28 protein-coding genes are annotated in these 25,290 nt (G+C 66.0%); 15 read left to right on the top strand and 13 right to left on the bottom strand.

All coding sequences use genetic code 11. The features are described from left to right. Window positions 1-125: 125 nt before the first annotated feature. The 5 genes from KDG50_06710 to KDG50_06730 all read right to left on the bottom strand — a co-directional run bounded on the left by KDG50_06710 (window position 126) and on the right by KDG50_06730 (window position 4,415). Window positions 126-1,229 carry a glycosyltransferase family 1 protein gene (locus KDG50_06710; GenBank protein MCB1865104.1) on the bottom strand — a complete coding sequence of 368 codons (1,104 nt, stop codon included), beginning with the start codon at window positions 1,227-1,229 and terminating at the stop codon, window positions 126-128. A 65-nt stretch (window positions 1,230-1,294) separates the two neighbouring features. Next, a complete protein-coding gene (locus tag KDG50_06715) occupies window positions 1,295-1,603 on the bottom strand; it encodes a diacylglycerol kinase (GenBank protein ID MCB1865105.1) in 309 nt (102 codons plus the stop codon). Window positions 1,604-1,632: 29 nt separating this feature from the next. Then, complete coding sequence (locus tag KDG50_06720; protein ID MCB1865106.1) at window positions 1,633-2,856, bottom strand: glycosyltransferase; 1,224 nt, start codon at window positions 2,854-2,856, stop codon at window positions 1,633-1,635. Continuing rightward, window positions 2,853-3,641, bottom strand: a complete 789-nt coding sequence (locus KDG50_06725; protein MCB1865107.1) for a UDP-2,3-diacylglucosamine diphosphatase — start codon at window positions 3,639-3,641, stop codon at window positions 2,853-2,855. The genes KDG50_06720 and KDG50_06725 overlap by 4 nt, the downstream gene beginning before the upstream one ends. Before the next feature lie 87 nt (window positions 3,642-3,728). Then, on the bottom strand, window positions 3,729-4,415 hold the full coding sequence (locus KDG50_06730) for a YihA family ribosome biogenesis GTP-binding protein (protein ID MCB1865108.1): 687 nt from the start codon (window positions 4,413-4,415) through the stop codon (window positions 3,729-3,731). Here KDG50_06730 and KDG50_06735 point away from each other — a divergent pair. The 3 genes from KDG50_06735 (at window position 4,414) to KDG50_06745 (ending at window position 6,112) form a co-directional block, all read left to right on the top strand. Further along, complete coding sequence (locus KDG50_06735; GenBank protein MCB1865109.1) at window positions 4,414-4,716, top strand: c-type cytochrome; 303 nt, start codon at window positions 4,414-4,416, stop codon at window positions 4,714-4,716. The genes KDG50_06730 and KDG50_06735 overlap by 2 nt on opposite strands. Before the next feature lie 36 nt (window positions 4,717-4,752). Beyond that, a complete protein-coding gene (locus KDG50_06740; protein MCB1865110.1) occupies window positions 4,753-5,358 on the top strand; it encodes a cytochrome c4 in 606 nt (201 codons plus the stop codon). Between the two features lie 79 nt (window positions 5,359-5,437). After that, window positions 5,438-6,112 (top strand): thiol:disulfide interchange protein DsbA/DsbL, encoded by a 675-nt coding sequence (locus tag KDG50_06745; GenBank protein MCB1865111.1) that lies wholly within the window; start codon window positions 5,438-5,440, stop codon window positions 6,110-6,112. A 234-nt stretch (window positions 6,113-6,346) separates the two neighbouring features. Here KDG50_06745 and xerC read toward each other — a convergent pair whose 3' ends face one another. The 5 genes from xerC to KDG50_06770 form a co-directional block, all read right to left on the bottom strand. Beyond that, the gene (gene xerC, locus KDG50_06750) at window positions 6,347-7,264 is read right to left on the bottom strand and encodes a tyrosine recombinase XerC (protein MCB1865112.1); all 918 of its coding nucleotides are present in this window, start codon (window positions 7,262-7,264) and stop codon (window positions 6,347-6,349) included. Further along, entirely contained in the window at window positions 7,261-7,968 is a 708-nt protein-coding gene (locus KDG50_06755) for a DUF484 family protein (GenBank protein MCB1865113.1), read from the bottom strand. Before KDG50_06755 ends, xerC begins: the two co-directional genes overlap by 4 nt. Further along, window positions 7,965-8,795, bottom strand: coding sequence for a diaminopimelate epimerase (dapF, locus tag KDG50_06760; protein ID MCB1865114.1), 831 nt, complete (start codon window positions 8,793-8,795; stop codon window positions 7,965-7,967). The genes KDG50_06755 and dapF overlap by 4 nt, the downstream gene beginning before the upstream one ends. Window positions 8,796-8,872: 77 nt before the next feature. Beyond that, window positions 8,873-10,129, bottom strand: coding sequence for a diaminopimelate decarboxylase (lysA, locus tag KDG50_06765; GenBank protein MCB1865115.1), 1,257 nt, complete (start codon window positions 10,127-10,129; stop codon window positions 8,873-8,875). Further along, window positions 10,129-10,275, bottom strand: coding sequence for a lipoprotein (locus tag KDG50_06770; protein ID MCB1865116.1), 147 nt, complete (start codon window positions 10,273-10,275; stop codon window positions 10,129-10,131). Before KDG50_06770 ends, lysA begins: the two co-directional genes overlap by 1 nt. A 97-nt stretch (window positions 10,276-10,372) precedes the next feature. Here KDG50_06770 and KDG50_06775 point away from each other — a divergent pair, with 97 nt between their 5' ends. Genes KDG50_06775 through KDG50_06785 form a run of 3 tightly spaced genes read left to right on the top strand, consistent with a single transcriptional unit; the run spans window position 10,373 to window position 12,011 of the window. Further along, window positions 10,373-11,041 (top strand): prolyl oligopeptidase family serine peptidase, encoded by a 669-nt coding sequence (locus tag KDG50_06775; GenBank protein MCB1865117.1) that lies wholly within the window; start codon window positions 10,373-10,375, stop codon window positions 11,039-11,041. Continuing rightward, the gene (locus KDG50_06780) at window positions 11,038-11,415 is read left to right on the top strand and encodes a hypothetical protein (protein ID MCB1865118.1); all 378 of its coding nucleotides are present in this window, start codon (window positions 11,038-11,040) and stop codon (window positions 11,413-11,415) included. Before KDG50_06775 ends, KDG50_06780 begins: the two co-directional genes overlap by 4 nt. Continuing rightward, entirely contained in the window at window positions 11,412-12,011 is a 600-nt protein-coding gene (locus KDG50_06785; protein MCB1865119.1) for a carbonic anhydrase, read from the top strand. The genes KDG50_06780 and KDG50_06785 overlap by 4 nt, the downstream gene beginning before the upstream one ends. 18 nt (window positions 12,012-12,029) lie before the next feature. On the opposite strand, the gene KDG50_06790 is transcribed toward KDG50_06785, so the two are convergent. Continuing rightward, window positions 12,030-12,401 carry a nucleotide pyrophosphohydrolase gene (locus tag KDG50_06790; protein ID MCB1865120.1) on the bottom strand — a complete coding sequence of 124 codons (372 nt, stop codon included), beginning with the start codon at window positions 12,399-12,401 and terminating at the stop codon, window positions 12,030-12,032. A gap of 29 nt (window positions 12,402-12,430) precedes the next feature. After that, window positions 12,431-13,825, bottom strand: coding sequence for an argininosuccinate lyase (argH, locus tag KDG50_06795; protein ID MCB1865121.1), 1,395 nt, complete (start codon window positions 13,823-13,825; stop codon window positions 12,431-12,433). A 92-nt stretch (window positions 13,826-13,917) separates the two neighbouring features. On the opposite strand from argH, the gene KDG50_06800 reads away from it, so the two are divergent. Together KDG50_06800 and KDG50_06805 are read left to right on the top strand one after the other, a co-directional pair. After that, the gene (locus tag KDG50_06800; protein MCB1865122.1) at window positions 13,918-14,946 is read left to right on the top strand and encodes a histidine kinase; all 1,029 of its coding nucleotides are present in this window, start codon (window positions 13,918-13,920) and stop codon (window positions 14,944-14,946) included. Next, window positions 14,943-15,698 (top strand): response regulator transcription factor, encoded by a 756-nt coding sequence (locus KDG50_06805; protein MCB1865123.1) that lies wholly within the window; start codon window positions 14,943-14,945, stop codon window positions 15,696-15,698. Before KDG50_06800 ends, KDG50_06805 begins: the two co-directional genes overlap by 4 nt. Window positions 15,699-15,874: 176 nt before the next feature. On the opposite strand, the gene KDG50_06810 is transcribed toward KDG50_06805, so the two are convergent. Further along, the gene (locus KDG50_06810; GenBank protein ID MCB1865124.1) at window positions 15,875-18,256 is read right to left on the bottom strand and encodes a penicillin-binding protein 1A; all 2,382 of its coding nucleotides are present in this window, start codon (window positions 18,254-18,256) and stop codon (window positions 15,875-15,877) included. Window positions 18,257-18,463: 207 nt separating this feature from the next. Here KDG50_06810 and KDG50_06815 point away from each other — a divergent pair, with 207 nt between their 5' ends. Genes KDG50_06815 through aroB form a run of 7 tightly spaced genes read left to right on the top strand, consistent with a single transcriptional unit; the run spans window position 18,464 to window position 25,061 of the window. After that, window positions 18,464-19,540, top strand: a complete 1,077-nt coding sequence (locus KDG50_06815) for a pilus assembly protein PilM (protein ID MCB1865125.1) — start codon at window positions 18,464-18,466, stop codon at window positions 19,538-19,540. Next, entirely contained in the window at window positions 19,527-20,096 is a 570-nt protein-coding gene (locus KDG50_06820) for a PilN domain-containing protein (GenBank protein ID MCB1865126.1), read from the top strand. Before KDG50_06815 ends, KDG50_06820 begins: the two co-directional genes overlap by 14 nt. Then, complete coding sequence (locus KDG50_06825) at window positions 20,093-20,704, top strand: type 4a pilus biogenesis protein PilO (GenBank protein MCB1865127.1); 612 nt, start codon at window positions 20,093-20,095, stop codon at window positions 20,702-20,704. The genes KDG50_06820 and KDG50_06825 overlap by 4 nt, the downstream gene beginning before the upstream one ends. After that, window positions 20,704-21,237 (top strand): pilus assembly protein PilP, encoded by a 534-nt coding sequence (locus KDG50_06830; protein MCB1865128.1) that lies wholly within the window; start codon window positions 20,704-20,706, stop codon window positions 21,235-21,237. Before KDG50_06825 ends, KDG50_06830 begins: the two co-directional genes overlap by 1 nt. Window positions 21,238-21,264: 27 nt before the next feature. Further along, window positions 21,265-23,403 (top strand): type IV pilus secretin PilQ, encoded by a 2,139-nt coding sequence (locus KDG50_06835; GenBank protein ID MCB1865129.1) that lies wholly within the window; start codon window positions 21,265-21,267, stop codon window positions 23,401-23,403. A 58-nt stretch (window positions 23,404-23,461) separates the two neighbouring features. Next, the gene (locus KDG50_06840; protein MCB1865130.1) at window positions 23,462-23,947 is read left to right on the top strand and encodes a shikimate kinase; all 486 of its coding nucleotides are present in this window, start codon (window positions 23,462-23,464) and stop codon (window positions 23,945-23,947) included. A 37-nt stretch (window positions 23,948-23,984) separates the two neighbouring features. Continuing rightward, window positions 23,985-25,061: a 3-dehydroquinate synthase gene (aroB, locus tag KDG50_06845; GenBank protein ID MCB1865131.1), complete on the top strand. Its 1,077-nt coding sequence runs from the start codon at window positions 23,985-23,987 to the stop codon at window positions 25,059-25,061. Window positions 25,062-25,290 lie beyond the last annotated feature (229 nt).

A 25,290-nucleotide genomic window follows, 5' to 3' on the forward strand; every position in this document is an offset into this window, starting at 1 on the left:
CTGCGCGCGCGATCGTTGCTGGTGAGTGCCGGACGTGGCGGCGGGTCGTCTCCCGCCGCGTCGGTCCGGGTTATCCAAAGCCCGGTTGCACGAATTCCCGCGCGACCTCGGGCCGCTGCTGGCCGCTATTGCGAGGCTTTTGCGGCGGTTGGGCCTGCTTCGGCGCGCCCGGCGATTGCGGCTCGAATCGCCTGTTCCATCTCGCACACGATCGCGTCCCAGCCGAGCGGGACCACGCGAGCGCGGGCGCGCTCACCCATCGAACGGCGCAGGTCGGCATCGTCCGCGGCGTGCAGCGCCGCCTCGATGAAGGCCTCGAAATTGCCCGGCGGCGCGAGCAGACCCGTCTCGCCGTGGCGGATCAGTACGCCGGCCGCGGCATCGTCGAAGGCAACCACCGGCAGGCCGCTGGCCATCGCCTCGACGGTGACATTACCGTAGGTTTCCGTGAGGCTCGCGAACAGGAACAGATCGGCCGAGGCGTAGTGTGCGGCAAGGTCGTTGCCGACCCGGCTGCCCGCGAAGTGGTGGTCGGGATGACTGCGCCGGAGCCGTTCGCGCTGGGGCCCGTCGCCAACCCAGATCATGCGTGCCGGCTGGCCGCGCGCGGCGATCATCTCGAAAGCGGTTTCGACTAGCGCGAGGTTCTTTTCCGCGGCGAGCCGGCCGACGTAGAGCACGGCCAGGGTGTCGGGCGCGCAGCTCCAGGCCTCGCGCAGCGCCGCATCTCGACGTGACGGATCGAACAGTGTGGTGTCGATGCCGCGCGCCACGACGCGAACGCCGGGGATACCCCGCCTGCCCAGATCGTTGGCAAGCGTAGCGGTCGGCACCAGGGTTGCATCGGTGCGTCGGTGAAATCGCGAGAGCCAGCCGCGCACTGCGGGGCCCATGAATCCGGCCCGATAGTGCCGGCTGTAGCGGTCGAAGTTGGTGTGATAGCCGCTGGTGACCGGGATGCCGAGGCTGCGCGCGGCGCGCAGTGCAGACCAGCCCAGCGGACCCTCGGTCACGATGTGCACGGCGTCCGGTCGGCGGGCGGTCCACTGGCGCCGCAGACGCCCGGTTGCCGGCATGTCGAAACGCAATTCGGGATAGCCGGGAAGGGGCAGGCCACCGACGAGGGTTTCGTTCGGGCCGGGGCGGTCACGCCCGTTGCGTCGTGGCCGCACGACCGACACCGTGTGCGAACGCGCGCGCAGACCCTCGACCAGCCGTCCGACCGTCATCGCTACGCCGTTGATTTCGGGCGGATGCGTCTCGGTTACGACCGTCAGCAGCAGCGGCGCGTCGGTCAGTTTTCCAGCAGCACACACACCCACACGACGACGACGTTTACGAGCGCCACGAAAACCGCGGCACTACCGATGTCCTTGGCACGCTTGGACAGCTGATGCTTGTCCAGCGAGATACGATCCACCGCGGCCTCGATGGCCGAGTTCAGCAACTCGACGATCAGCACCAGCAACACCGAGCCGATCATGACCGCCTTGCCGAGCATGCCCACGGGCAGCCATAGCGCAAGCGGAATCAGCACGATCGCCAGAAACACTTCCTGACGGAACGCATCCTCGTTTGCATAGGCGGTGCGCAGGCCGGCCATGGAGTAATGCAGGGCGTTCCATACGCGCTTCAGGCCTGTCTGGCCTTTGAAAGGGCTTTCCAAGAGTTGAATCCTCGCCGGGGTTGTGAGGCGAGGCTATGGTACAGCTGGGCCAGGCGCCCGGTGAGCGCCACGTCCGACCACTTCTCGGCGAGCGCGGTGGCTTCCTCGCCGAGCAATCGGCGTGCGTCGACATCAAGTGCCAGATCAGCCAGCGCGCGCGCGAACGCGCTCGTGTCGTCGTTGGTCACCATGGCGCCACGGTTTGCGGAAAGCAGGTCGCGCGTGCCCATTTCCGCGAGTGCAACCACGGGCAACCCGGCTGCCATCGCCTCGATCAACGCCAGCCCCTGCGTTTCCGTGCGTGACGCAAACGCGAACAGGTCGGCTGCCGCGTAGCAGTCGGGTAGGTCGCGGTCACGATCGAGATAACCCAGAAAGCGCACGACTTCCGACTGACCGGTCTTGCGGGCGAGCTCTCGCAGGCTGGTGAGTGCCGGACCCTCGCCGGCGATCAGAAGCATCAGCGAAGGCGCGCGCTTGCGGGCGATCACCAGCGACTCGATCAGAAAGCCGATGTTTTTCTCATGCGCTGCGCGGCCAACGAACAGGGCCACGGGGGTGTCGGGGTCAATTCCCAGCCGTTGACGGAACTGTTCGCGCCGCGTCGCCCGATCCGCGATTCGAAACTGTGCAGTCGGCACGCCGGTGGGCAGCACACTGACCCCATCGCGCACGCCGTAGGCCGCGAGTCGTTCGGCCATTGCGCAGGACGGTACGATGGTGGCAGTGAGCGCGCGGCACTGTCGGCGTGCCAGCGTGCGCGCGAACCCGCGCAGCCATGCGGACGGGACCATCGGCGCGTAGAGTTCAAGGTATTCCTCGAACAGCGTGTGATAACTCGACACCACGGGCAGGCCGTAACATCGCGCCGCAGCAACGCCTGCATAGTGAGCCGCGAACGGTGTGTGTATGTGCACGAGATCGGTGTATCTGGCGAGGCGAATCGCGGTCCGCCGCAAGCGTCGCCAGTGCATCAGGCGATCCTCGGGGTCGAACGGCACGCGCCGCGCGCGAACGCGCGTGATCCCGTTCTGGTGCGCATTGTCGCCATAGTCGGGTGCGAGGAGTTCGACCTGCACGCCCAGTGCGGCGAGGTTGCGCCGATAGGTCTCGATGGCAGTCGATACCCCGTTCACGCGCGGAAAGTAGACATCGGAGACCATCAGAACGCGCAGCGGACTTGCGTTCATGCGTTGGAGGCTTTCCTCGGAAACATGGTCACGTTGTCGAGTTCACGCATGCGCTTGCTCCACTCGATCATCTCGAGTCGACCGTCCTCGTGCTCGACGATCGCGGTGCACGAGTCGACCCAGTCACCGCAATTGATGTAGGTCAGCCCGTCCTGTTCCCGAATCTCGGCCCAGTGGATGTGTCCGCAGATCACGCCATCGAGGCCGCGCGCCCGCGCGGAATGCAGGGCGGCGTCCTGAAAATGAAAGATGAATTCGAGCGCACGCTTGACCTTGCGTTTGGCGTATCCGGCGAGCGACCAGTAGCCGGCGATGCCGAGCTTGCGTCGAAACCACGACAGCATTGAATTCAGACGCACGAGCTGGTTGTAGGAGACGTCGCCGAGTATCGCGACCCACTTGTGGTAGCGGGTGACCTGGTCGAATTCGTCACCATGCACCAGCAGAAAGCGCCGGCCGTCGGCGGTCTCGTGCACCCACTCGTTCTCGACGCGGATGTCGCCGAAGACGACGCCGTCGTAATCGCGCAGCGCCTCGTCGTGGTTGCCCGGAATGAATACGACTTCTTCGCCATGCCGCGCGCGGCGAAGGATCTTCTGCACGACTGTGTTCTGGGTGCGATTCCAATGGATCGAACGGCTCATCGACCAGAAGTCGATGATGTCGCCGATCAGGAACAGGCGTTCGGCGGGGTGTTCGCGGAGGAACTCCAGCAGATGCGCGGCCTGGCACGCGCGTGTGCCCAGGTGGATATCCGACAGAAAGACGCTGCGCACCTGCGGCATGAGCAGGAATTTTCGCCGCCGTGCATTGCAGGCAGGTGACGGTTTGGCGTCGTTCTGGTTGCGACAGGCCAGCGCGCCCGGCCGGGCTCAGGCCCCCTGCGCGGGGCTCAGCAGCAGCTCCACGATGCGTTCGCGCGCCGCGTCGACCCCGAGCCGGCTGGTGGCGCTGAACAACTGCACGGTGGTCGCGCGACCGAGCGCGGCTTGGGCCGATTTCAGGGCCTGGCTCTGCTGGCCGCGGCCGAGCTTGTCGGATTTGGTCAACAGCACATGGACCGCGATGGCGCCGGCCGCGCACCAGTCGAGGAGTTGGCGGTCGAGCGTGGTCAGGCCGCGACGGATATCTGCGACGAGCACCAGCCCGCGCAGCTCCTGGCGAGCGCCGAGGTAACGCTCGATCTCGCGCCCCCAGCGCCGGCGCTCGGCTTCGGGCACCTTTGCGTAGCCGTATCCCGGCAGGTCGACCAGCCGGTAACCCGGCGCGAGTTCGAAGAAATTCAGGGCCTGGGTGCGTCCGGGTGTCTTGCTGGTCCGCGCGAGCGCGCGCTGTCCGCACAGCGTGTTCAGCGCCGAGGATTTTCCGGCGTTGGACCGCCCCGCGAAGGCGACTTCGGCGATGCCGTCGCGCGGCGCGTGCCGGATGTCGGGCGCGGTGCGGTCGAAACGCACACGGCCGAAGGCCGCCAAGAGGCTTGCCGGTTGACCGTCCGGAGTCGCGCTTGGTAAATTAGGAAGTTCTGATTTTCCGCCAGATTCCGGAGTCGAAGCAGTCATGAAACTTGCAATTGCCCTTGGTTTCGCCGTTGTGTCCCTGGCCAGTGGTTCCGCTTTCGCGGGTGATGCCGCCGCCGGAAAGGCCAAGGCCGCCGCCTGCGCTGGCTGCCATGGTGCGACTGGCATCAGCGCCGTGCCGACCTATCCGAACCTCGCCGGCCAGAAGGAAGCCTATCTCGTCAAGGCCATCAACGACTACAAGTCGGGTGCGCGCAGCGACGCCACCATGAAGGCGATGGTCGGTGCGCTCAGCGATGCCGATGTCGCGAACCTGGCCGCGTACTACGCCGGCCTGAAGTAAGTCCCGGGCCTGCCTGCCGTCGCTTTGGAAATGCCGATGATCTCGACGTTTCGCACCGTAGCCGCCTTGTTGTGTGTCTTCGCGCTTGCGCCCGCAAGCGCCGGTGATGCGACGGCAGGCCAGGCCAAATCCGCCGCCTGCGCGGGCTGTCATGGGGTCGATGGCAACAGCGCCAGCCCGATGTGGCCCAAGATCGCCGGGCAGAACGCCCGCTACATCATCAAGCAGCTTTCCGAATTCAAGAAGGGTGAGCGCAAGAACGCGACGATGAACGCCATTGCGGCGGCGCTCAGTGACGCCGACATGGCAGACCTTGCGGCGTTCTACACCGCGCAGAAGGCCCGGCCCGAGATCGCCAATGGCGACTGGGTGGATGTCGGCGCGAAGATTTACCGCGGTGGCATCGTTGAGAAGGGTGTGACGGCCTGCATCGCCTGTCATGGTCCGCGCGGCAACGGCAACAAGCCGGCACGCTTCCCGGTCATCCACGGCCAGCATGCGGACTACACCGAGAAGGCGCTCAGGGATTTCCGTTCCGGTGAACGCGCCGCGGACCCCAAGAAAATGATGCAGATGATCGCCGCGAACATGACCGATCAGGACATCAAGGCCGTCGCGCAGTACATCCAGGGCCTGCACTGAACTGGCCCGTGCCGCTGAACTCAGCGGGGTTGTCGTGGTCCGAACCGGTCGATTCCACTTGCCGACCCGGGGCCTACCCATGATCCAGCGTGTGTACCGTGCGTTTTTCGCCGCTTTCCTGATTGCGGCCACTTCGCCCGCACAGGCCGCACCGTCTTCCGCAGAGCCTGTGGAAGGACGCGAGTTCGTCGAGATCTTTGGCGGCAAGCCGGCCAGTGATGCGCCGGGCGTCGAGGTCGCCGAACTGTTCTGGTACGGCTGCCCGCACTGCTATCGCGCCGAGCCCGACGTGCACGAGTGGCTCAAACGCAAACCGGACCACGCCCGTTTCGAACGCATCCCGATGCTGCTGAACGCGCCGGCCATCGAGCACGCGAAGGCCTTTTACACGGCCGCCGGGCTTGGGATCGAGGAGAAGATGCACCTGCCCCTGTTTCGCGCCCTGCAGGTGCAACGCAAGCGCATGACCGACCCCGCCGAGATCCAGGGGCTGTTCCAGTCCGTGGCCGGCGTGACGCCGGAGCAGTTCCATGCAGTGTTTGACTCGTTCGAGGTGGACGGCAAGGTGCGGCGCACCCAGGTCCTGGCCTCGGAGTGGGGCGTGAACAGCGTGCCGACCGTCATCGTCGGTGGGCGTTATCGCACCAGCGGCAGCATGGCCGGGACCTACAAGCGCATGATGGAGGTCGTCGACCACCTGGTCGAACGCGTGCATGCCGAAGACGCCGCCGAGGCGGCCCAGACGAAGAACTGACCCCCCGTTCGCCGACCCGCGTTCGCGCGCTCGCAGCCAAGCGTAGGCCCTGCGGGGCTGCACCCCTCTTAACAGGTTGTTGAAAAAGGCCCGTCCATGGTCTTTTCAACATCGCAACCGAAAAGCACGGTTTTCGGTTGATCAATAAAATCCAACACTTGCGTGTTCGATTTTCGGGCGAAACGGCCCCGTCTCGCGATATCAGGCTGTTGAAGAGTGAACTTCAACAGTCTGTCAATCCTGAACCGGATCGTCGGGCCGGGTTCGCCGGCGTCGCGCGCGCGGGTGGCTGCGATCGTAGACCTTCGCCAGGTGTTGCAGGTCGAGGTGGGTGTAAACCTGCGTCGTGGCGATGTCGGCATGGCCGAGAAATTCCTGCACCGCGCGCAGATCGCCCGACGACTCCAGCAGATGCGTCGCCACCGAGTGACGCAGCATGTGCGGATGCACATGACCCTGGGCGAGCGAGCGGCGCGCGAGCCGCGCCTGAACGGTGCGTGCCGCAATCCGCCGTCCGCCATTGCCGATAAACAGCGCGCGTTCGCCTGGATTGCCCAGCCAGTCCGAACGCGCGGCGAGCCACACCCGCAGCGCATCGCAGGCCCGCCGGCCGACCGGCACGATCCGTGTCTTCGCGCCCTTGCCGATGACGCGCGCCTCGCCACCGCTCAGATCGATCTGGTCGACATCCAGTGCGACGAGTTCCGCGAGCCGCAGCCCCGAGGAATACATCAGCTCGAACATCGCCTGATCGCGGGCGTCGCGCACCGGGTCGGTGTCCGAACCCGTTTCGAGCAGTGCGGTGACCTGGTCGACGTCGAGCGCATGCGGCAGCTTCTTCGCCGCCTTCGGCGCGCGCACGCCACGGGCGGGATTGCCGGTGATCAGGCCCTGGCGCGCCGCCCAGTCGAACCAGCCGCGCAGGGTCGACAGCGCGCGGGCGATCGAGCGGGGCGAGCGCCTGGCACGAAACTGTCGGGCCGCGAAGTCGCGAACCGCGTGGCTGTCGATCTGGCGCCAGTCGCGCGTGGTGGTCGCCAGCCAATCGTCCAGATCACGCCGGTAGGCGGCGACGGTGTTTGGCGAATATCGGCGCGCGCCGGCAAGTTCCTCGAGCCAGCGCGCCGCGCTCTCGCGGGGGGCTTCGCTCACGCGGGTGCCGGGGTTCGCGCCCAATGCAGCGAGGTCGCCGTCGCGACCAGTCTTCCGAGCTCGGCCAGGAAGTCGGTGGCGGCCTCGGCGCCATAGCGACCGGGCTCCGCCGAACCGATCGCGAGCACGCCGCGCGGCACGTCGCCGCCGATGCCGATCAGGGCCGCAGATTGTGGCTCCGGCGTCTGGGAGCGGAACAGCAGGGCGGCACGCGCCACGTCGATCGGTCCGCACAGGATCTGCTCGTCGCGCGCAATGGCCTCAAGTGCGGGATCGCGCGCCAGCCAGTGCAGCGACGTTGCCGCCGGCGCTGAATCGGGTGCGTCCGCGAACAGGCACAACGCGATTGCGTCGGCGCCGAGGGCTTCGGTGCCGATCGATGCCACGGACTCGGCAACCTCGGCGAGGTCGCGCGCAGTGATCAGCGCGCGGGCGAGATCAAACAGATGAGTAGCCAGACGCTCATTGTCGCGTGCGATGCCGATCCATTCGTCGAAGTTCGAGCGTAGCAGGGTGTTTTCCTGACGCAGCATTCCCACCTGGCGCTCGATCAGCGAGTGCGCGGTTCCAACGCCATGCGGAACGTCGAGGTCCGCGAGCAGCTTGGGGTTGCGAACGAAAAAGTCGCGGTGTTCGCGCAGCCACTCAACGATCCGGCGCTCGTCCAGCTCACCCGGCGCCGCGGCTGTACTGGCTGTCTTCAAATCTCCACCTCGCCGTCGAATACATAGCTCGCGGGCCCGGTCATCCAGACCGGCTCACCGGGACCGGCCCAGCTCACCGAAAGCGTTCCGCCCGGCAAGTGTATCCGCACCCGCTCATCGAGCCGGCCCTGGCGCCGGCCCACGGCGACCGCCGCGCAGGCGCCGGAGCCGCAGGCCTGGGTTTCGCCCACGCCACGTTCCCAGACCCGCAACTGGATCTCGCTCGGCGAGGTGAATTGTGCGAAGCCGACGTTCACGCGCTTCGGGAAATCGGCGTGCGTCTCGATCTGCGGCCCGAGGGTCGTGACGGGTGCATTGTCGATGTTGTCGACTGCGATCACGGCGTGCGGGTTGCCCATGGAAACCGCGCCGAACCGGATGCTCTGGCCGTTGATCTCGAGGCTGTACTCGGCGGCCTGCGCCGGTGCCCGCAACGGAATGCGTGCGGGGTCGAACTCCGGCTGACCCATGTCGACCGTGATCTGGCCGTTGTCCTCGATGAACAGCCGCAGCCGACCGGCCAGCGTGCCCACCGTGAGCGCCTTGCGATCGGTCAGGCCGCGCAGCTGCACGAAGTGCGCGAAACAGCGCGCGCCATTGCCGCACTGCTCGACCTCGCCGCCGTCGGCGTTGAAAATGCGGTAGTCGAAATCCAGGTCAGGGGAAGAGGCTGGCTGGACCACCAGCAGCTGGTCGAACCCGATCCCGCGATGACGGTCGGCGAGCGCGCGGATCTGAGCGCCGCTGAGCGCGATCGGTTCATGGGTCGCATCGAGCACGATGAAATCGTTGCCCAGACCATGCATTTTGGCAAAGCGCAGTCGCATCGCCTACAGCTTAGCGGCCGACCCCTCGCTCGCCAACTACCGGCTGGGTCGAAGCGCGCGGGTTCGTGCCGAAGGAGTCAGCTATCGGCGGGCAGCCGGTGCTCCGCCGCGTAGAGGGATTCGACGGTTTCGCGTGCACGCGCCAGGTGCACCACGTCGCCGTCGACGAGCACTTCCGCGGCGCGCGGACGGCTGTTGTAGTTCGAGGCCATCGCAAATCCATACGCGCCCGCCGAGCGGATCGCGAGCAGATCATCCGCGCTGATTGCGAGTTCGCGATCGTGGCCGAGAAAGTCGCCCGTTTCGCAAACCGGGCCGACGATCTCGTAGTGCGCCGTCGCGCGCGCCGCCCGCGAATCCACCACCTCGATCGTGTGCACGGCGTCGTAGAGCGCCGGGCGGATCAGGTCGTTCATGGCCGCATCGACGATCGCAAAGCGCCGCGCCGGCGTCTGCTTGATTGCGATCACGCGTGTGAGCAGCACGCCCGCATTCGCGACGATGGCCCGGCCCGGTTCGATGATGAGCCGCTGCGGGCGGTCGCCGAGTGCGGCACGCAGCGTCCGGACATAGTCGGTCGGTGTCGGCGGGCTCTCGTCGGTGTACCGCACGCCAAGTCCGCCGCCGAGGTCGATCTGTTCAAGCCGGATGCCTTCGTCCTCCAGGGTTGCCACCATCGCGAGCACGCGCTCGATGGCGGCGCGAAACGGTGCGAGGTCCGTCAGCTGCGAGCCAATGTGACAGGCGATGCCCACCGGTGTCACGTTCGGCAGGCCCGCGGCGTGGCGGTACAGCGCCAGCGCCGTATCGTGGTCGACGCCGAACTTGTTCTCCTTCAGCCCGGTGCTGATGTAGGGATGCGTGCGTGCGTCGACATCGGGATTCACGCGTATCGCGATGCGGGCGCTGCGTCCGAGCGTACTGGCGACCCCGGCGATGGTGTCGAGCTCGGCGGCGGACTCCACGTTGAAGCAGTCGATCCCGGCGGCGATGGCGGACTCGATCTCCTCGCGTCGCTTGCCGACCCCGGAAAACACCACGCGGGTGGGATCGCCGCCAGCCGCGAGCACGCGGGCGAGTTCGCCGGCCGACACGATGTCAAAGCCTGCGCCCAGGCGTGCGAGCACATCGAGCACGGCCAGGTTCGAGTTGGCCTTCACGGCGAAACAGACCCGGTGATCCATACCCGCCAGCGCGTCGTCGAAGGCGCGGAACCGCGTGCTCAGCGCCGCACGCGAGTAAACATACAGCGGCGTGCCGAAGCGTTCGGCGAGTGCCGGCAAGGCAACGCCCTCGGCGTGCAGCACGCCGTCGTGCGAGATGAATGGGTCCATCAGCGCGTTTCGGTTTCGACCGCGCGCTTCGAGCCGTCTTCAGGCAGGTACAGGTCGCCCTTCTGGCCGCAGCCACCGAGCATGGCCCCGGTGCCTGCGATCGCAAGGACGAGCCACAGCAAACGTTCGGCCCAACAGCGCGGCATCGGTGGATCTCCGTGTGAACGCCAAGGATTGCGCGGAATTCGCGCGGACGACGGGTTACAGTATATCGGACATCCCTTCACTCGCCCGCAGGCCCAAATGACCCCGCCCACGCTCGACGCCATCGAGGTCGAACCGAAGTCGCCCGCCCGCGGCGCGGTGATCTGGCTGCATGGCCTGGGCGCGGACGGGCGGGATTTCCTGCCGATCGTTGACGAGCTGGCCCTGCCGGATGAGTTTGCGCTGCGCTGGGTGTTTCCGAACGCACCACAGATGGCCGTGACCATCAACAACGGCATGGTCATGCGCGCCTGGTACGACATCGTTTCGGCCGATTTTCGCAGGCATGCCGATCACGACGGCGTCATGGCCTCGGTGGTCGCGGTCGAACGGCTGATTGCCCGCGAAATCGCCCGCGGCATTCCGGCGCGCCATCTCCTGCTGGGCGGGTTCTCGCAGGGGGGCGTGGTCGCCCTGCACGCCGGCCTGCGCGCGGGCACGCTCGCGGGTATCGCGGCGCTTTCCACCTACCTTCCGCTTGCCGAAGAGCTGCCACCGCCATCCGTCGCCCCGCCGGTGTTCTACGCGCACGGAGTGGCCGATTCGGTCGTGCCGCTCGCGCTCGCCGAGGCCGCGCGCGACGTGCTGGAGGCCCGCAACGTGGCGGTCGAGTTCCATCGCTACCCGAATCTGGGCCACGGGGTATCGCTCGACGAGATCGACGACCTGCGCACCTGGATGCTCGCGCGTTTCGAGTCCAGCGAATGAATCTGCCGGTGCCATCCGCCGGTCGTGCGCTGGGCCCGGCGAGCTGGCAGCCGGGCGAACCACTGTGGAAGCGCGCGCCCGCGCGCGATGCCGACGGCCGCCCGGTCGCCGATTTCATGATGCTGATCCCGGGCATCGGTCGCTGGTCGCCGGCGCGCAGGAATCTGAGTGTTTCGATCATCCAGCGCGTGTTGCAGCGCTACGCCGCACACGTCGTGTTCGCTGACCTGAACCTGAAACTGAACCTGCTCTGGATCAGCGCGCGCCCGCGTCTGGGCCTGACCGCCGAGATCGCGGCACTGATCCATACGCTGATCCCGGAGGCGAAGCTCGTCGCCGATCGTGCGGCGCTGATCCGGGCCAAGCGGGCGTGAGGCGCAGCATCGAGGCGCTCGCGCGTCTGCGCGAGGGCAATGCGCGGTTTGTCGCCGAAACCTCCGCGGGTGCGGCGCACGTGCCGCAGACCGGCGGGCAGTCGCCGTTTGCGATCGTACTCGGCTGTTCGGACTCGCGCGTGCCGGTCGAAACCGTGTTCGACCAGGGCTTTGGCGACCTGTTTGTCGTGCGCGTGGCCGGCAACATCGTCGCGCCCTCGCAGGTGGGCAGCATCGAATTTGCCGCCGAACGCTACGGCACGCGGCTGGTCGTGGTGCTCGGCCACAGCCAGTGCGGCGCGGTTGCGGCGACGCTTGAGCAACTCGGGCAACCCATGGCGAACCGCTCACCGAATCTGCGTTCGATCGTCGGCCGGATTCAGCCGGCGGTCGAGACCCTGGTCGAAACGCGACCCGACCTTTCTGCCGAGGAGATGCTGCATCATGCGGTGCGCGCCAATGTGCGTGCCTCGGTCAGCCATCTGCGTCATGGTTCGGCCAGCCTTGAACGGCTGATCGAAAACGACTGGCTGCGTGTCGTCGGGGCCGAGTACTCGATCGAGACCGGCGCGGTCGAGTTCTTCGAGGGGGTTTGACGGCCCTCAGTGCGCGCATCAGTCCGCGTCGGGTTCCCCGTATTCGGACGCACGGCGGGCGTCGCCGCGCACCCTCGCGGCGGGATAGCGCTCCGCGTTGATGGTGATCTTGCGATTGGCGGCCGCGACCAGATCGATGTCGAGCCGTTCGGACAGGCGCACGAGATAGATCAACACGTCGGCCATCTCCAGTGCGACGGCCTCGCGGCGTTCCGGCGCGAGTGACTGGCTCTGCGCCTCGGTCAGCCACTGGAAGTGTTCGACGAGTTCCCCGACCTCGCCCGCAATGGCCATCGCCAGATTCTTTGGCGAGTGGAACTGCTCCCAGTCGCGCTCGCGCGCGAACGCCAAGAGGCGCGCGTTGAGCGCGCTCAGACTATCGGCAGGCATCACCTCGCGCGATGGGGCGTCGCCCCCGCTCACGCCGGTTCTCCGGCCGCGAGCCGTTTACGCGCGGCAGCAATCGCGTCGCGTACCCGCGCGGGCGCCGTGCCGCCGATGTGATTGCGCGCGGCGACCGAGCCTTCCAGCGTGAGCACGTCGAACACATCGGCCTGGATTTCGGTGCTGAAGCCGCGCAGGGTTTCGAGCGGCAGTTCCTCCAGATCGCAGTCTGCGTCGATGGCATGGCGCACGGCGCGCCCGACGATGCTGTGGGCGTCACGAAACGCCACGCCCTTGCGCACCAGATAGTCGGCCAGGTCCGTTGCCGTGGAAAACCCGCGCGCCGCGGCCTTGCGCATCGCGCTTGTGTTGACGCGCAGCGTCGGCAGCATTTCGGCATAGACCTTCAGCGAACCGCGCACCGTGTCGACCGCGTCGAACAGCGGCTCCTTGTCCTCCTGGTTGTCCTTGTTGTAGGCGAGCGGCTGACCCTTCATCAGCGTCAGCAGCGCGATCAGGTGTCCATACACCCGGCCGGTCTTGCCACGCACGAGTTCCGGCACGTCCGGGTTTTTCTTCTGCGGCATGATCGATGAACCGGTGCAGAACGCATCGCCGAGGTCGATGAAGCCGAACGGCGCGGACATCCACAGGATCAGTTCCTCGGACATGCGCGAGAGATGCATCATCAGCGTCGCCGCGAACGCGAGGAAATCGATGACAAAGTCCCGGTCGCTGACCGCATCCAGCGAGTTGCGACAGGGTGCGTCGAAGCCCAGCGCCCGCGCGGTGAACTCGCGGTCGATCGGATAGCTGGTGCCGGCCAGCGCCGCGGCACCGAGCGGCATGCGGTTCATGCGCCGACGGCAGTCGGCCAGCCGCTCGGCATCGCGCCCGAGCATCTCGTACCAGGCCATCAGGTGATGGCCGAAGGTCACCGGCTGGGCGACCTGCAGATGCGTGAAGCCCGGCAGGATGGTCTCGGCATGGGCCTCGGCCTGCTCGAGGATCGCGAGTTGGAAGCGCTGGATCGCCTGAGCGATTGCGTCGATCTCGCCACGCAGCCATAGCCGCACGTCGGTCGCGACCTGGTCGTTGCGCGACCGACCGGTATGCAGCCGCTTGCCCGCGGCACCGATCGCGTCGGTCAGGCGCGATTCGACGTTCATGTGCACGTCTTCCAGCGCGACCGACCATTCGAGCGCACCAGCGGTGACCTGTGTGCGGATCGCTTCGAGCCCCGCGACGATGGCCTCGACATCGGCGGCGCCCAGCACGCCGGCCGCGCCCAGCATGCGTGCATGCGCAATGGAACCTTCGATGTCGGCGTCAGCCAGTCGCTTGTCGAAGCCGACCGAAGCCGTGAAGGCTTCCACGAATGCATCGGTCGGTTCGGTGAACCGACCGGCCCAGGGTTTGTCCTCGTTCATCGGGAAAATTCGCTGTTTCGGGGGTTCGGGGTCGGGCGCGCGCGGGCGCGACCCGCTATTGTACCGGTAGCGCCCGAACCGCTCGCAGCCCGATGCCAGCCGTCGACGAACGTCCGCAACTACTGCCGAATTTCTGCGATGTACGCGTGGTGTTCACCACGGTCATCGTTGGCGAACTGCTGGCGCTGGTGCTGACCCTGGTGTCGATCCCGTCGTTCGCCGAGTTCGGGCTGCGGCTCAGCCAGGTCTCGATGTTCGTGCAGTGGATCGGGCTGGTCAGTGCCGGGGTGTTCTGTCTGACGTATCGCTACGTGCCGACGGCGCACCGCGGGCGTGTGGTCGTCGCGAGCTTCATGATGGCGACGGTCGCCGTGGTGACCCTGGCCACCAGTGTCGCGGCCTGGCTGCTGACAGGCCGGACCACGCCACTGGAGCCCTTCGCGCTGCGCAATCTCGCCGTCGCGCTGGTGGTCGCGGGTTTCGCGGTGCGTTATCTGTTCCTGCTCTACGGCTGGCGCGAGCGCGTCTATGCCGCGGGCCAGGCGCGTTTCGAGGCCCTGCAGGCGCGCATACGCCCGCATTTTCTGTTCAACAGCATGAACACGCTTGCGCATCTTGCGCGCACCGATCCGCAGGCCGCGGAACGCGCCGTCGAGGACCTCGCCGACCTGTTCCGGGTCGCGCTTGGCCGCGGTCAGCGCGCGACCCTCGGCAGTGAGCTCGAACTTGGCCGTCGCTATCTGGGACTGGAGTCACATCGACTGGGGGAACGGCTGCGGGTGGACTGGCAGATCGACCAGCTTCCGGGCGACGCGGTGCTGCCCCAGCTGTGTCTACAGCCGCTGCTGGAAAATGCCGTCTATCATGGCATTGAGCGCGCGCGCGCCGGCGGCACCGTGCGGGTATCCGGTGGGCACAAGGATGGAACGGTGACTTTGAGGATCACCAACACCCTTGCCGACGCGGACACCCGGCCACGCCCCGGCAACCGCATGGCGCAGGACAATGTGCGCGCGCGGCTGGAGGCATTTTTCGCAGGAGACTCTCGCATGACGGTGTCGAGCAGCGACGGTCAGTACCAGGTGCTGCTGCAGTTTCCGTATCGCAGGCAGACGCCATGAAGGTGCTCGTCGTCGATGACGAGATCCCGGCGCGCCAGCGCTTGCGTTCGGCGCTCGCCGAGATTGACGGGATCGATGCGGTGGCCGAGGCCGCCGACGGCGAACAGGCGCTCGCCGAGGCGCAGCGTTTTCAGCCCGACGTCGTGCTCCTCGATATCCGCATGCCGGGGCTCGACGGAATCGAGGTCGCCCATCGACTCGGTTCGCAGCCGGGCCCGCCGGCGGTGATCTTCGTCACGGCCTACGACGAGCATGCGCTGGCGGCGTTTGACGCCCACGCGGTCGCCTACCTGCTCAAACCCATCCGCCGCGAGAAGCTCGAAGCGGCCCTGCGTCACGCAAGCGTGCTGACGCGCCCGCAACTCGCCGCGCTGCAGGCGACCGATGCCGAACCGACACCGGGTGCGCCGCGCACGCATCTCAGCGTTTCGCTGCGCGGTAATCTGAACCTGATCCCGGTCGACGAGGTGTTCGCCTTCATTGCCGAGCACAAGTACGTGGTCGTCTATCACCAGGGTGGCGAGGCGCTGCTGGAAACCTCACTGCGCGTGCTGGAGGAAGAGTTCGCGGAACAGTTTCTGCGCATCCATCGAAACGGCCTCGTCGCCAAGCGCCACCTGACCGGCATTGAACGTGGTTCAGACGGTTCTGCGCGCGCCCGGCTCGCAGGCACGGACCGACGTTTCGAGGTCAGCCGGCGTCACCTCAAGGGCTTGCGTGAGTGGCTGCGCGCGCGCGGCCAGCACCGCTGAGGCGCGGAGTCCAATCAGGTCGTCGAAAACGGCTGGTCATGGCCTTGCCTGTGTCGCAAGCGAAAACCGTGGTTCTCGGATGCTTGCGAACTCGACCTGTCTGCGTAGTCGATTTTCGGGCGTGCGCCCCCTGTCTCGAAACAACAGGCGGTTGAAGTGAGGGTTTGGGCCGCCCGCTAAAACAGGTTCTCGACCGGCTTCGGCGTGGCCGACGTGCCCGGGGAGGGGGGCGGTGCAATGGTATTCGCGCCATCGGCGGAGCGTCGGGGAAGCTGATCGCTGCGAAAGATCTCGACAATCGTGCCGGTCTGCCCGGCGGTTGCCGCGAGCCCTGTATCCGGATCGATACGCACATTGACGATGCCCGGCGGCTCCGGAAAATCCCGCTCCGGGCGACCGTTCAGCGCGACCCGCATGTAGTCGATCCACACCGGCAGCGCGGCGCGACCGCCCGCCTCGCCGCGACCGAGTTCGGCGTTGTCGTCAAACCCGATCCACACGGTCGTGATCAGCCCCGGAACGTAGCCGTTGAACCATGCGTCCCGGTAGTCATTCGATGTACCGGTCTTGCCGGCCAGGTCGCGCCGTCCGAGTGAGCGCGCGCGCCGCGCCGTGCCCGACTGCACGACCTCGCGCAGCATCGAGCTGATCAGGTAGTGCGTGCGCGCATCCAGCACGCGCGCGGCACGGGGCTGATCCGGCGTGCATCCGGCCCGGCAGGCGACCCGTGGGGTGGCCCGGTATACGCCCACACCCGCGCGGTTGATCTGTTCCACCAGGTACGGCTCGACGCGAAAGCCGCCGTTCGCGAACACCGCATAGGCTCCGTTCAGGTCCAGTGGCGTGACCTCACCGCTGCCCAGCGCCAGCGACAGGTTGTGTGGCAGTCGCGCGGTATCCAGGCCGAAGCGGTCCGCCTGCTCGATGACCGGTGCTACGCCAACCGCCTGCAACAGGCGGATCGATACCAGGTTGCGCGATTGTGCAAGCGCCTCGCGCAAACGCGTGGGACCCTTGAACTTGTGGCCGTAGTTTTCGGGGCGCCAGACGCCCTCGAGCGCGGCGTCGCGGATGGTGATCGGCGCATCGTTGATGATCGACGCCGGTGTGTATCCATGGTCGAGCGCGGCCGAGTACAGGATTGGTTTGAAACCCGAACCGGCCTGACGCAGGGCCTGGTCGGCGCGGTTGAACTTGCTGCGAAAGAAGTCGTAGCCACCGACGATGGCCTGGATCGCGCCGGTATCGGCATCGCTCGACACCAGTGCGCCTTCGACTTTCGGCACCTGGGCGAGGACCCAGCCGGTCTCGTCGTCACTGCGCGCCACCCGAACCAGGTCACCGGCGGCAACGACCTCGCCCGGTGATTTGGGTTGCGTGCCGATGTGATCGGCGTCGACATACGGACGGGCCCACTGGAACGCCGCGACGCCAAGCTCGACCTGCTGGCCGTCGAGGGTCTTCAGCGTGGCGCCCGTTGGGTCCACGCTGGTGACGAGCGCGGGCAACAGGTCGCCGACCCGCGGCGCATTCGCGAGCAGCGCGTCGAGCGCCGCAGTGTCTGGAGCACCGGTCGCCGAACGGTGTTCCGGGCCCCTCCAGCCGTGACGCCGGTCGTAATCGACAAGCCCCGCGCGCAGGGCCGCCAGGGCGGCGTTCTGCAGCCGGCCGTCCAGCGTGGTGATGACCTCGAAGCCGTCGCTGTAGGCCGCCTCGCCGTAGCGCTCGAACAGTTCGGCGCGAACCATCTCCGCTGCATACGGTGCGGCGACCTCGATGGCCGCGCTGTGCAGACGCGCGGTGACCGGCGCGGCCTGCGCCGCCAGCATGGAGGGTTCGTCGATCTGGCCGAGATCGTGCATGCGCCGCAGGACATAGTTGCGACGCACCTTGGCGCGCTCGGGGTCGGCGATCGGGTTGTAGCGCGATGGCGCCTTCGGGAGCCCGGCAATCATGGCCCATTGCGGCAATTCGAGTTCGCCGATGGCCTTGCCGTAATAGACCTTGGCCGCCGCGCCGACCCCGTAGGCGCGGTTGCCAAGGTAAATCTTGTTGAGATAAAGCGTCAGGATCTCGTCTTTGTCCAGATCGCGTTCCATTTGCAACGCAAGGAATACCTCCTTGAGTTTGCGGACATAGGTCCGCTCCGGCGTCAGAAAGATGTTTCGCGCGAGCTGCATGGTGATCGTGCTGCCGCCTTGGCGGCGCTCGCCTGTAAGGATCAACTGGCCGACGGCCCGCACGATGCCCTGGTAGTCGACGCCCGGATGCTCATAAAAGCGGTCGTCCTCGGCGGCGAGGAACGCCTGGCGCAGCGTGGTGGGGATCTGATCGAAGGTCAGCGGTTCGCGGCGCTTCTCGCCGTACTCGGCGATCAGGGCCCCGTTGCGGTCGCGCACGCGCAGCGGAACCTCCAGCGTGACCTCGCGCAGGCTCGCGGTGCCCGGCAACGAGGGCGCGACGTAGGCATACCCGGCCATGACCGCGAGCGTGGCCAGCACAAAACCGCCAAACAGCGCTACGAAGAACCAGCGCGTCAGTTTCGTGATCCAGTTCATGGCTGGGGCATGCCCGGTGGGTTCGAATCGTGGGCCGCCCGCGCGGCGAGGGCCGCGATGTTAGCAGACCGAGGACCAGAACTGCTTCACAGATTTGGTGAAAATTTCTTCCCAATCCATTGATTTGTTGATATATACTCAGTCCAAAACCAGCCGCCACCGGCGGCATAGACCGATGTTCCACCACCCAAACCGGAGTCCGGGGACGTGTTCGGGGCCCTGAAAAAGAGCAAGCCACTGCTGGGGCTGGATATCAGTTCGACGGCCGTCAAGCTGCTCGAGCTGAGCCAGAACGGCCCGCGTTTTCATGTCGAGAGCTACGCGGTAGAGCCCCTGCCGGAAAACGCCGTGGTCGAGAAAAAGATCGCGGACGTGGATGCGGTCGGCGACGCCGTGGGCAAGGTCGTGCGCCGCTCCGGCACCCGCACCCGGCGTGCGGCGGTCGCCGTGGCGGGCTCGGCGGTCATCACCAAAGTCATTTCCATGCCGGCGTCGTTGCGGCCCAACGATCTGGACACGCAGATTCGCCTCGAGGCCGACCAGTACATCCCGTACCCGCTCGACGAGGTCAATCTCGACTACGAGGTCCTCGGACCCACGCCGAAGAACCCGGAAATGGTCGACGTGCTGCTCGCGGCATCGCGCAGCGAAAACGTCGAAGACCGTGTCGGCGCGCTGAAGATCGCCGGCGTGGATGCGGTGATCGTCGACATTGAAGCGTACGCGATGGAGAACGCATTCTCGCTGCTGACCCATCACATCGCCGGTGGCACGGACGGCAAGGTCGTCGCCATCGCGGACATCGGCGCGACGACGACCACGCTGACAGTGCTGGATCGCAAGCAGATCGCCTACACCCGCGAGCAGAGCTTCGGCGGCCGGCAGTTGACCGAGGAGATCCAGCGTCGCTACGGACTGTCGTACGAAGAGGCATCCATGGCCAAGCGCCAGGGCGGGCTGCCGGACAACTACGTTCCGGAGGTGCTGGAGCCGTTCAAGGAAGCCATGGCCATGCAGATCAGTCGCTCGTTGCAGTTCTTCTTTTCATCGAGCGCGCACAACGCCGTGGATCACATCCTGCTGGCCGGTGGCAGCGCCTCGATCCCGGGCGTCGATGAACTGCTTGCAGAAAAGATGGGCACGGCCTGTTCGGTCGCCAATCCGTTTGCCAGCATGTCCCTGTCACCGCGCGTCAAGCCGCAGGCGCTGAGCAACGATGCGCCGGCGCTGCTGATCGCCTGCGGACTCGCACGCCGAGCCTTCGACGACCATGGCGCATATTAATCTTCTGCCCTGGCGGGAAAACCGCCGCCGCAAGCGCAAGCGCGACTTCGGGGTTGGCCTGGTCGCCGCGATCGTTCTTACCAGCGGCGTGCTCGCGGGCCTGCACTGGTTTGTGGAAGGCCGGATCGACTATCAGAAGCGTCGCAACAAATGGCTGACGCAGAAGATCGAGGTCGTCGACAAGCAGATCGCGCAGATCAAGAAGCTCGAGCAGCTGAAATCCCAGCTCATCGCGCGCACCGAGATCATCTACAACCTGCAGCTCAGCCGTCCGCAGGCGGTGCACCTGTTCGACGAGATCGTTGCGACCTTGCCAGAAGGCGTGCTGATCTCGAACATCGGGCAGGCGGGCAGCGGGCTTTCGATCAGCGGCAGCGCGCAGTCGAACTCGCGCGTTTCGGCGTACATGCGCAACATCGAGGGTGCGAAGTGGATCGGCTCGCCCGGCCTGATCGTGATCGAATCGAAGGACAAGACCGGTACGGGCCTCAGCCAGTTCCAGCTGCGCGCCGCGCAGCGTCGGCCCAAGTCCGATGATGCGGGGGGGGAATCTTGAACGCCCAGGATCTCAAGGAACTTGATCTTGCCGAGATCGGCGATTGGCCGTTCCTGGTCAAGTTCATTTTTGTTCTGATCATCTGCGCGCTCATCGTCGTGGGTTGGTATTACTACGACACCCAGGGGCAGCTTTCCCGCCTCAAGAAAGAAGAGGCGCGCGAGGTCGACCTGAAACAGGACTACGAGATCAAGGTCAAGAAGGCTGCGAACCTGCACATCTACGAGAAGCAGTACGAGGAGCTCAAGGAGCGTTTCGCGGATGCGCTGCGTCAGCTGCCGAGCCGCACCGAGGTCGCCGAACTGCTCGTCGACGTGTCGCAGAAGGGCCTAGCCAGTGGTCTGGAGTTCAAGCTGTTCAAGCCCACCGGCGAGGTTCCAAAGGATTTCTACGCGGAGCTGCCCATCCAGATTCGAGTGCTGGGGTCTTACCACGAGTTCGGCCGATTCGTCAGCGGTCTCGCTGAACTGCCGCGGATCGTGACCGTGCACAACATCAACATCAGCAAGGCGGGTGGCAACGCCACAACCGTGGACGGCCAGACCCTGCTGCAGATGGATATGACCGCGAAGACCTACCGGTTCCTCGAAGGCGACGGGGCCAGATGATGCGCGCGCGCCGGTTACCGCTTGCGTGGATCGTATGCGTCGCGCTGGTCACGACGGTGTCCGGTTGCGGGCGCACGGATCTCAGGGATTTGCAGGCGTTCGTCGACGAGGTGGAACAGCTGCCACCGGGACCGGTCCCGCCGTTGCCCGAACTCAAGACCGCCGAGACCTTCATCTACGAACCCGGTGGCCGCCGCGATCCGTTCGCGCCTGGCCTCGTCGAACCGGAAGAAGAAGTCATTGCCGCAGGCGACGGTCCGCGTCCGGATCCGAATCGGCCGCGCGAGGAACTTGAACAGTATCCGCTCGATTCCGTGCGCATGGTCGGCATGCTCGAACAGCAGGGCGAACGCTGGGCATTGGTGCGCGATCCCCAGAACACGATCCATCGGGTTCAGCGCGGCAATTACCTGGGGCAGAATCACGGGCGCATTTCGCGCATCAGTGAAGACCGCATTGACCTCATTGAACTGATACAGCTTGCACCGAGTCGCTACACCGAGCGCGAGGCCGCACTGGCGCTGAACAATTGATCTGCGCTGCGGCATGGAGATGAGACGATGAATACAAAATGCAAATTCGCCTGGTTGGTAACGCTGGCGGGCACACTGCTGTTTTCGGTCGGCGCGAATGCGAACAGCCTGCAGAAAATCAGCTACTCGTCGCTGTCGGCGGATCGCACACAGGTGCGGCTGCACATGAGCGACCCGATCACCGGAGAGCCGCTGAGTTTTACGGTCGATACGCCCGCCCGACTCGCCGTGGATTTCAGGGACACCCGCGTAGAGGTGCCGGCCCGTTACGTCGACGTGGGCGTGGGCGTTGTCGCGAGCGTGACGGTTGCCGAATCCGGCGGTCGCGCACGCGTGGTGCTGAACCTTGCGCAGGTCACGCCCTACGAAACCGTCATTGATGGCAATGATTTCGTGATCACGGTGGGTGCGCCGTCGACCGGTTCGTTCCTGGCCGACCAACGGCGCGCGAACGATTTTCAGCCCACCGCGGTCGTCAGCTCCGGCGTGGCGGCCGGCGCCGCCCGTTCGATCCGAAACATCGATTTTCGCAGAACCCCCGACGGGGCCGGGCGCGTGATCGTATCGCTCAGCGATCCGGCGACCCCGGTCGCCGTGCGTGAGGAAGGCGGCAACATCGTGGTGGACATCACGGGCGCGAAACTCCCCGATGAGCTGCTGCAACGGCTGGATGTCGTCGACTTTGCGACACCGGTCCAGTTTGTCGATCCTTCGGTCGTGGGCGACAACACCCAGATCCGCATCACGGCCCAGGGTGCCTACGATCATCTTGCCTATCAGGCCGATGACGAATTCGCCGTCGAGTTCCGCGAGCTGACGCCGGAGGAAAAGGAGCGGATCGATCGCGAGAAATTCGTCTACACGGGCGAGCGACTGTCGCTGAATTTCCAGGACATCGAGGTCCGTTCGGTCCTGCAACTGTTGGCGGATTTCACCGATATCAACATGGTGACCAGCGACACCGTCGGTGGAAACATCACGCTGCGGCTGAAGAACGTCCCCTGGGACCAGGCACTGGACATCATCCTGCGGACCAAGGGGCTGGACAAGCGCGTGCAGGAGAATGTGATCCTGGTCGCGCCGCAGGAGGAACTCGCCGCACGCGAGCAGGCGCAGCTCGAGGCCGACCGCAAGGTCGAGACCCTGGCGCCGCTGCGCTCGGAGTTCATCCAGATCAACTATGCCAAGGCAGAAGACATTGCCGACCTTCTCAAGGGCGGAGGAGATACCGGAGGCACGAACCGGCTCCTCTCGCCGCGCGGATCCGTATCGATCGACGAGCGCACGAATACATTGCTTCTGAAGGATACGGCCGATACGCTGGAATCTGTGCGTCGAATCGTCAAGCGACTGGATATCCCGGTTCGCCAGGTGCAGATCGAATCGCGCATCGTGATCGCAAGCGATGATTTTTCGCGCGACCTGGGTGTTCGCCTAAGCGTCGCCGGCGGCAAGTTCGACAGCAGCGGCAGCCGCTACGCCGTCGGCGGCGGTGCCCTGACGGGCGATCTGGTGATCGGCCCGCAGCAGCCGCCGTTCGTTACAACCGACGGTGGCCCTGATGGCGCCGAGGCGCTGGCGGTCAACCTTCCGGCCGCGGGCGCGACCTCGGGCGTAAACTTCGTCGTCGGTTCGTTTCTCGACTGGTTGTTGCGTCTTGAGCTGACTGCAATGCAGTCCGAAGGCCGCGGCGAGATCATCTCGAGTCCGCGTGTCGTGACATCCGATCAGGGCAAGGCGTTGATCAAGCAGGGTTTCGAGATTCCGTATCAGGAGGCCACCTCCAGCGGCGCCACTTCGGTGTCGTTCAAGGAAGCGGTACTGAAGCTGGAAGTCACACCGCAGATCACACCGGACGACCGCATCATCATGGAGCTGAACGTCAGCCAGGACACGCCAGATTTCTCCAGAGTTGTGCTCGGCGTTCCGCCCATAAACACGCGCGAGGTCGAGACCAACGTGCTGGTTGACGACGGTGACACCGTGGTACTGGGCGGCATCTTTGAGCGCGTCCGGGCAAACAACGTCGACAAGGTGCCGTTTTTCGGCGATCTGCCGACCGTGGGGCGACTGTTCCGCAAGGAGTTCAAGCAGGACGACAACACCGAACTGCTGATCTTTGTGACCCCGCGCATCATGCGCGAGTCGCTTTCGGTTGGGCTCTGAGCCGGACGCGCCGTCGCCGGATGCGACGGCGCCAGGGCGTATCTTCCTCGTCGGCCCCATGGGGGCCGGCAAATCTACCGTTGGCCGGCGCCTCGCCGAAGATCTCAGCTGGCCATTTTACGACGCCGATCGCGAGATCGAACAGCGCACCGGCGTCGACATCCCGACGATCTTCGAGTACGAAGGAGAGGTGGGGTTTCGTGAACGCGAAGCCCGTGCCATCGACGAGCTGACGCTGCATGCACCCTGTGTGCTTGCGACCGGCGGTGGCGCCGTGCTGCGCGAGGACAACCGCCGTCTGCTCGCCGAGCGCGGATGTGTCGTGTATCTTTACTGCCCGGTCGCGGAACAGCTGCGGCGCACCGCGCACGATCGCAATCGTCCGCTGCTTCAGACCGATGACCCTGCCGCGCGCCTGCAGGCCCTGTTCGAGACCCGCGACCCGCTGTACCGCGCGATCGCCGACGTGGTGATCGAGTCCGGTCGCCGATCGGTTGCGGCGGTCGCCCGCGAGATTCGTGGCCGGCTTTCTGAATGTAGCTGACCGACCTGCGCGCCAACCGCGCACCCGAATGTTTCCGATGCGCACACTCACCGTAGAACTCGGTCCCAGAAGTTATCCCATCCAGATCGGCCCGGGCCTGATCGGCCGCGCGGATCTCTACGCCCCGTACATCGGCGGGCGGCAGGTGCTCGTGGTCACCAACACGACGGTCGGCCCGCTCTATCTGGAGCAGGTCTGCTCCGCATTGGCCGGCCACGACCTGCACACGCTGGTACTGCCCGACGGCGAGCAGTACAAGACCCTCGATACCCTGAACCTGATCTTCGACGCTCTGCTCGAGGCCCGATTCGAGCGCGGATGCACGCTGGTCGCCCTGGGCGGTGGTGTGATCGGCGACCTGGTGGGTTTCGCCGCCGCCAGCTATCAGCGCGGGGTCGCGTTCATCCAGGTGCCGACCACGCTGCTCGCGCAGGTCGATTCGTCCGTCGGCGGCAAGACCGGCGTGAACCACCGGCTGGGCAAAAACATGATCGGTGCGTTCCATCAGCCGCGTCTGGTGCTGGCCGACACCGATACCCTGACGACGCTTCCGCCGCGGGAACTTTCCGCCGGGATCGCCGAGGTCATCAAGTACGGCATCATCCGCGATCGTGGGTTCTTCGACTGGCTGGAGGCCGGGATCGACTCCCTGCGCGCGCTGGATGCCGACGCACTCGCGAGCGCCGTTGAGCGCTCCTGCCGGAACAAGGCCGAGGTCGTGGCCGCCGATGAACTCGAGTCCGGCCAGCGCGCCCTGCTGAACCTCGGTCACACCTTCGGTCACGCGATCGAGGCGGCCATGGGCTACGGAACCTGGCTGCATGGCGAGGCCGTAGGGGCCGGCATGGTCATGGCCTCAGACCTGTCGCATCGGCTCGGCTGGCTCGACGAAACCGACCAATCCCGCATCCGCAAACTGGTCGCCCGTGGCGGCCTGCCGGTCGAGCCGCCGAAGATCGGCGCCGAAGCCTTCCGCCGCTACATGGCCGTGGACAAGAAGGTCCAGGCCGGGCGCCTGCGTCTGGTACTGATCCGCGCACTCGGCGAGGCCATCGTGACCGACCGGTTTGATCCGGCGGCCCTGGAGGCGACACTGGCCACGGCCTCCGCCTGAGGGGGGCATCCCTGCCGCGTCGCCCGAACGCGGTCCCGCAGCGCACCTGCGCGCCAGCCCACCCACCGCCCGTCGCCGGGTCGCGTCCGCCGAGGCTGGCAGGCGCACTTCAGGGTTTGCTAATCTTGCCGGTCCGCCTGCGTCCCGCGGGCGGCGGATCACTACGCCTGGGCGCTACCTGCGGTCAGCCGCACCGCGGGGCCAGAACCATGCCTGCAACCTGACGAGA

The sequence above is a fragment of the Chromatiales bacterium genome, from assembly GCA_020445605.1.
GTDB lineage: Bacteria > Pseudomonadota > Gammaproteobacteria > JAGRGH01 > JAGRGH01 > JAGRGH01.

What these genes read in the sequence shown, in the direction of transcription:
- KDG50_06790 (MCB1865120.1), bottom strand. Translation starts at nt 12,401, where the DNA reads ATGCCTGCCGATAGTCTGAGCGCGCTCAACGCGCGCCTCTTGGCGTTC.
- KDG50_06840 (MCB1865130.1), top strand. Translation starts at nt 23,462, where the DNA reads ATGGGGGCCGGCAAATCTACCGTTGGCCGGCGCCTCGCCGAAGATCTC.
- KDG50_06800 (MCB1865122.1), top strand. Translation starts at nt 13,918, where the DNA reads ATGCCAGCCGTCGACGAACGTCCGCAACTACTGCCGAATTTCTGCGAT.
- KDG50_06830 (MCB1865128.1), top strand. Translation starts at nt 20,704, where the DNA reads ATGCGCGCGCGCCGGTTACCGCTTGCGTGGATCGTATGCGTCGCGCTG.
- KDG50_06735 (MCB1865109.1), top strand. Translation starts at nt 4,414, where the DNA reads ATGAAACTTGCAATTGCCCTTGGTTTCGCCGTTGTGTCCCTGGCCAGT.
- KDG50_06805 (MCB1865123.1), top strand. Translation starts at nt 14,943, where the DNA reads ATGAAGGTGCTCGTCGTCGATGACGAGATCCCGGCGCGCCAGCGCTTG.
- aroB (MCB1865131.1), top strand. Translation starts at nt 23,985, where the DNA reads ATGCGCACACTCACCGTAGAACTCGGTCCCAGAAGTTATCCCATCCAG.
- argH (MCB1865121.1), bottom strand. Translation starts at nt 13,825, where the DNA reads ATGAACGAGGACAAACCCTGGGCCGGTCGGTTCACCGAACCGACCGAT.
- KDG50_06725 (MCB1865107.1), bottom strand. Translation starts at nt 3,641, where the DNA reads ATGCCGCAGGTGCGCAGCGTCTTTCTGTCGGATATCCACCTGGGCACA.
- KDG50_06820 (MCB1865126.1), top strand. Translation starts at nt 19,527, where the DNA reads ATGGCGCATATTAATCTTCTGCCCTGGCGGGAAAACCGCCGCCGCAAG.
- KDG50_06780 (MCB1865118.1), top strand. Translation starts at nt 11,038, where the DNA reads ATGAATCTGCCGGTGCCATCCGCCGGTCGTGCGCTGGGCCCGGCGAGC.
- KDG50_06745 (MCB1865111.1), top strand. Translation starts at nt 5,438, where the DNA reads ATGATCCAGCGTGTGTACCGTGCGTTTTTCGCCGCTTTCCTGATTGCG.
- KDG50_06770 (MCB1865116.1), bottom strand. Translation starts at nt 10,275, where the DNA reads ATGCCGCGCTGTTGGGCCGAACGTTTGCTGTGGCTCGTCCTTGCGATC.
- KDG50_06740 (MCB1865110.1), top strand. Translation starts at nt 4,753, where the DNA reads ATGATCTCGACGTTTCGCACCGTAGCCGCCTTGTTGTGTGTCTTCGCG.
- KDG50_06730 (MCB1865108.1), bottom strand. Translation starts at nt 4,415, where the DNA reads ATGACTGCTTCGACTCCGGAATCTGGCGGAAAATCAGAACTTCCTAAT.
- KDG50_06715 (MCB1865105.1), bottom strand. Translation starts at nt 1,603, where the DNA reads ATGGCCGGCCTGCGCACCGCCTATGCAAACGAGGATGCGTTCCGTCAG.
- KDG50_06775 (MCB1865117.1), top strand. Translation starts at nt 10,373, where the DNA reads ATGACCCCGCCCACGCTCGACGCCATCGAGGTCGAACCGAAGTCGCCC.
- KDG50_06720 (MCB1865106.1), bottom strand. Translation starts at nt 2,856, where the DNA reads ATGAACGCAAGTCCGCTGCGCGTTCTGATGGTCTCCGATGTCTACTTT.
- KDG50_06710 (MCB1865104.1), bottom strand. Translation starts at nt 1,229, where the DNA reads ATGACGGTCGGACGGCTGGTCGAGGGTCTGCGCGCGCGTTCGCACACG.
- KDG50_06835 (MCB1865129.1), top strand. Translation starts at nt 21,265, where the DNA reads ATGAATACAAAATGCAAATTCGCCTGGTTGGTAACGCTGGCGGGCACA.
- dapF (MCB1865114.1), bottom strand. Translation starts at nt 8,795, where the DNA reads ATGCGACTGCGCTTTGCCAAAATGCATGGTCTGGGCAACGATTTCATC.
- lysA (MCB1865115.1), bottom strand. Translation starts at nt 10,129, where the DNA reads ATGGACCCATTCATCTCGCACGACGGCGTGCTGCACGCCGAGGGCGTT.
- KDG50_06810 (MCB1865124.1), bottom strand. Translation starts at nt 18,256, where the DNA reads ATGAACTGGATCACGAAACTGACGCGCTGGTTCTTCGTAGCGCTGTTT.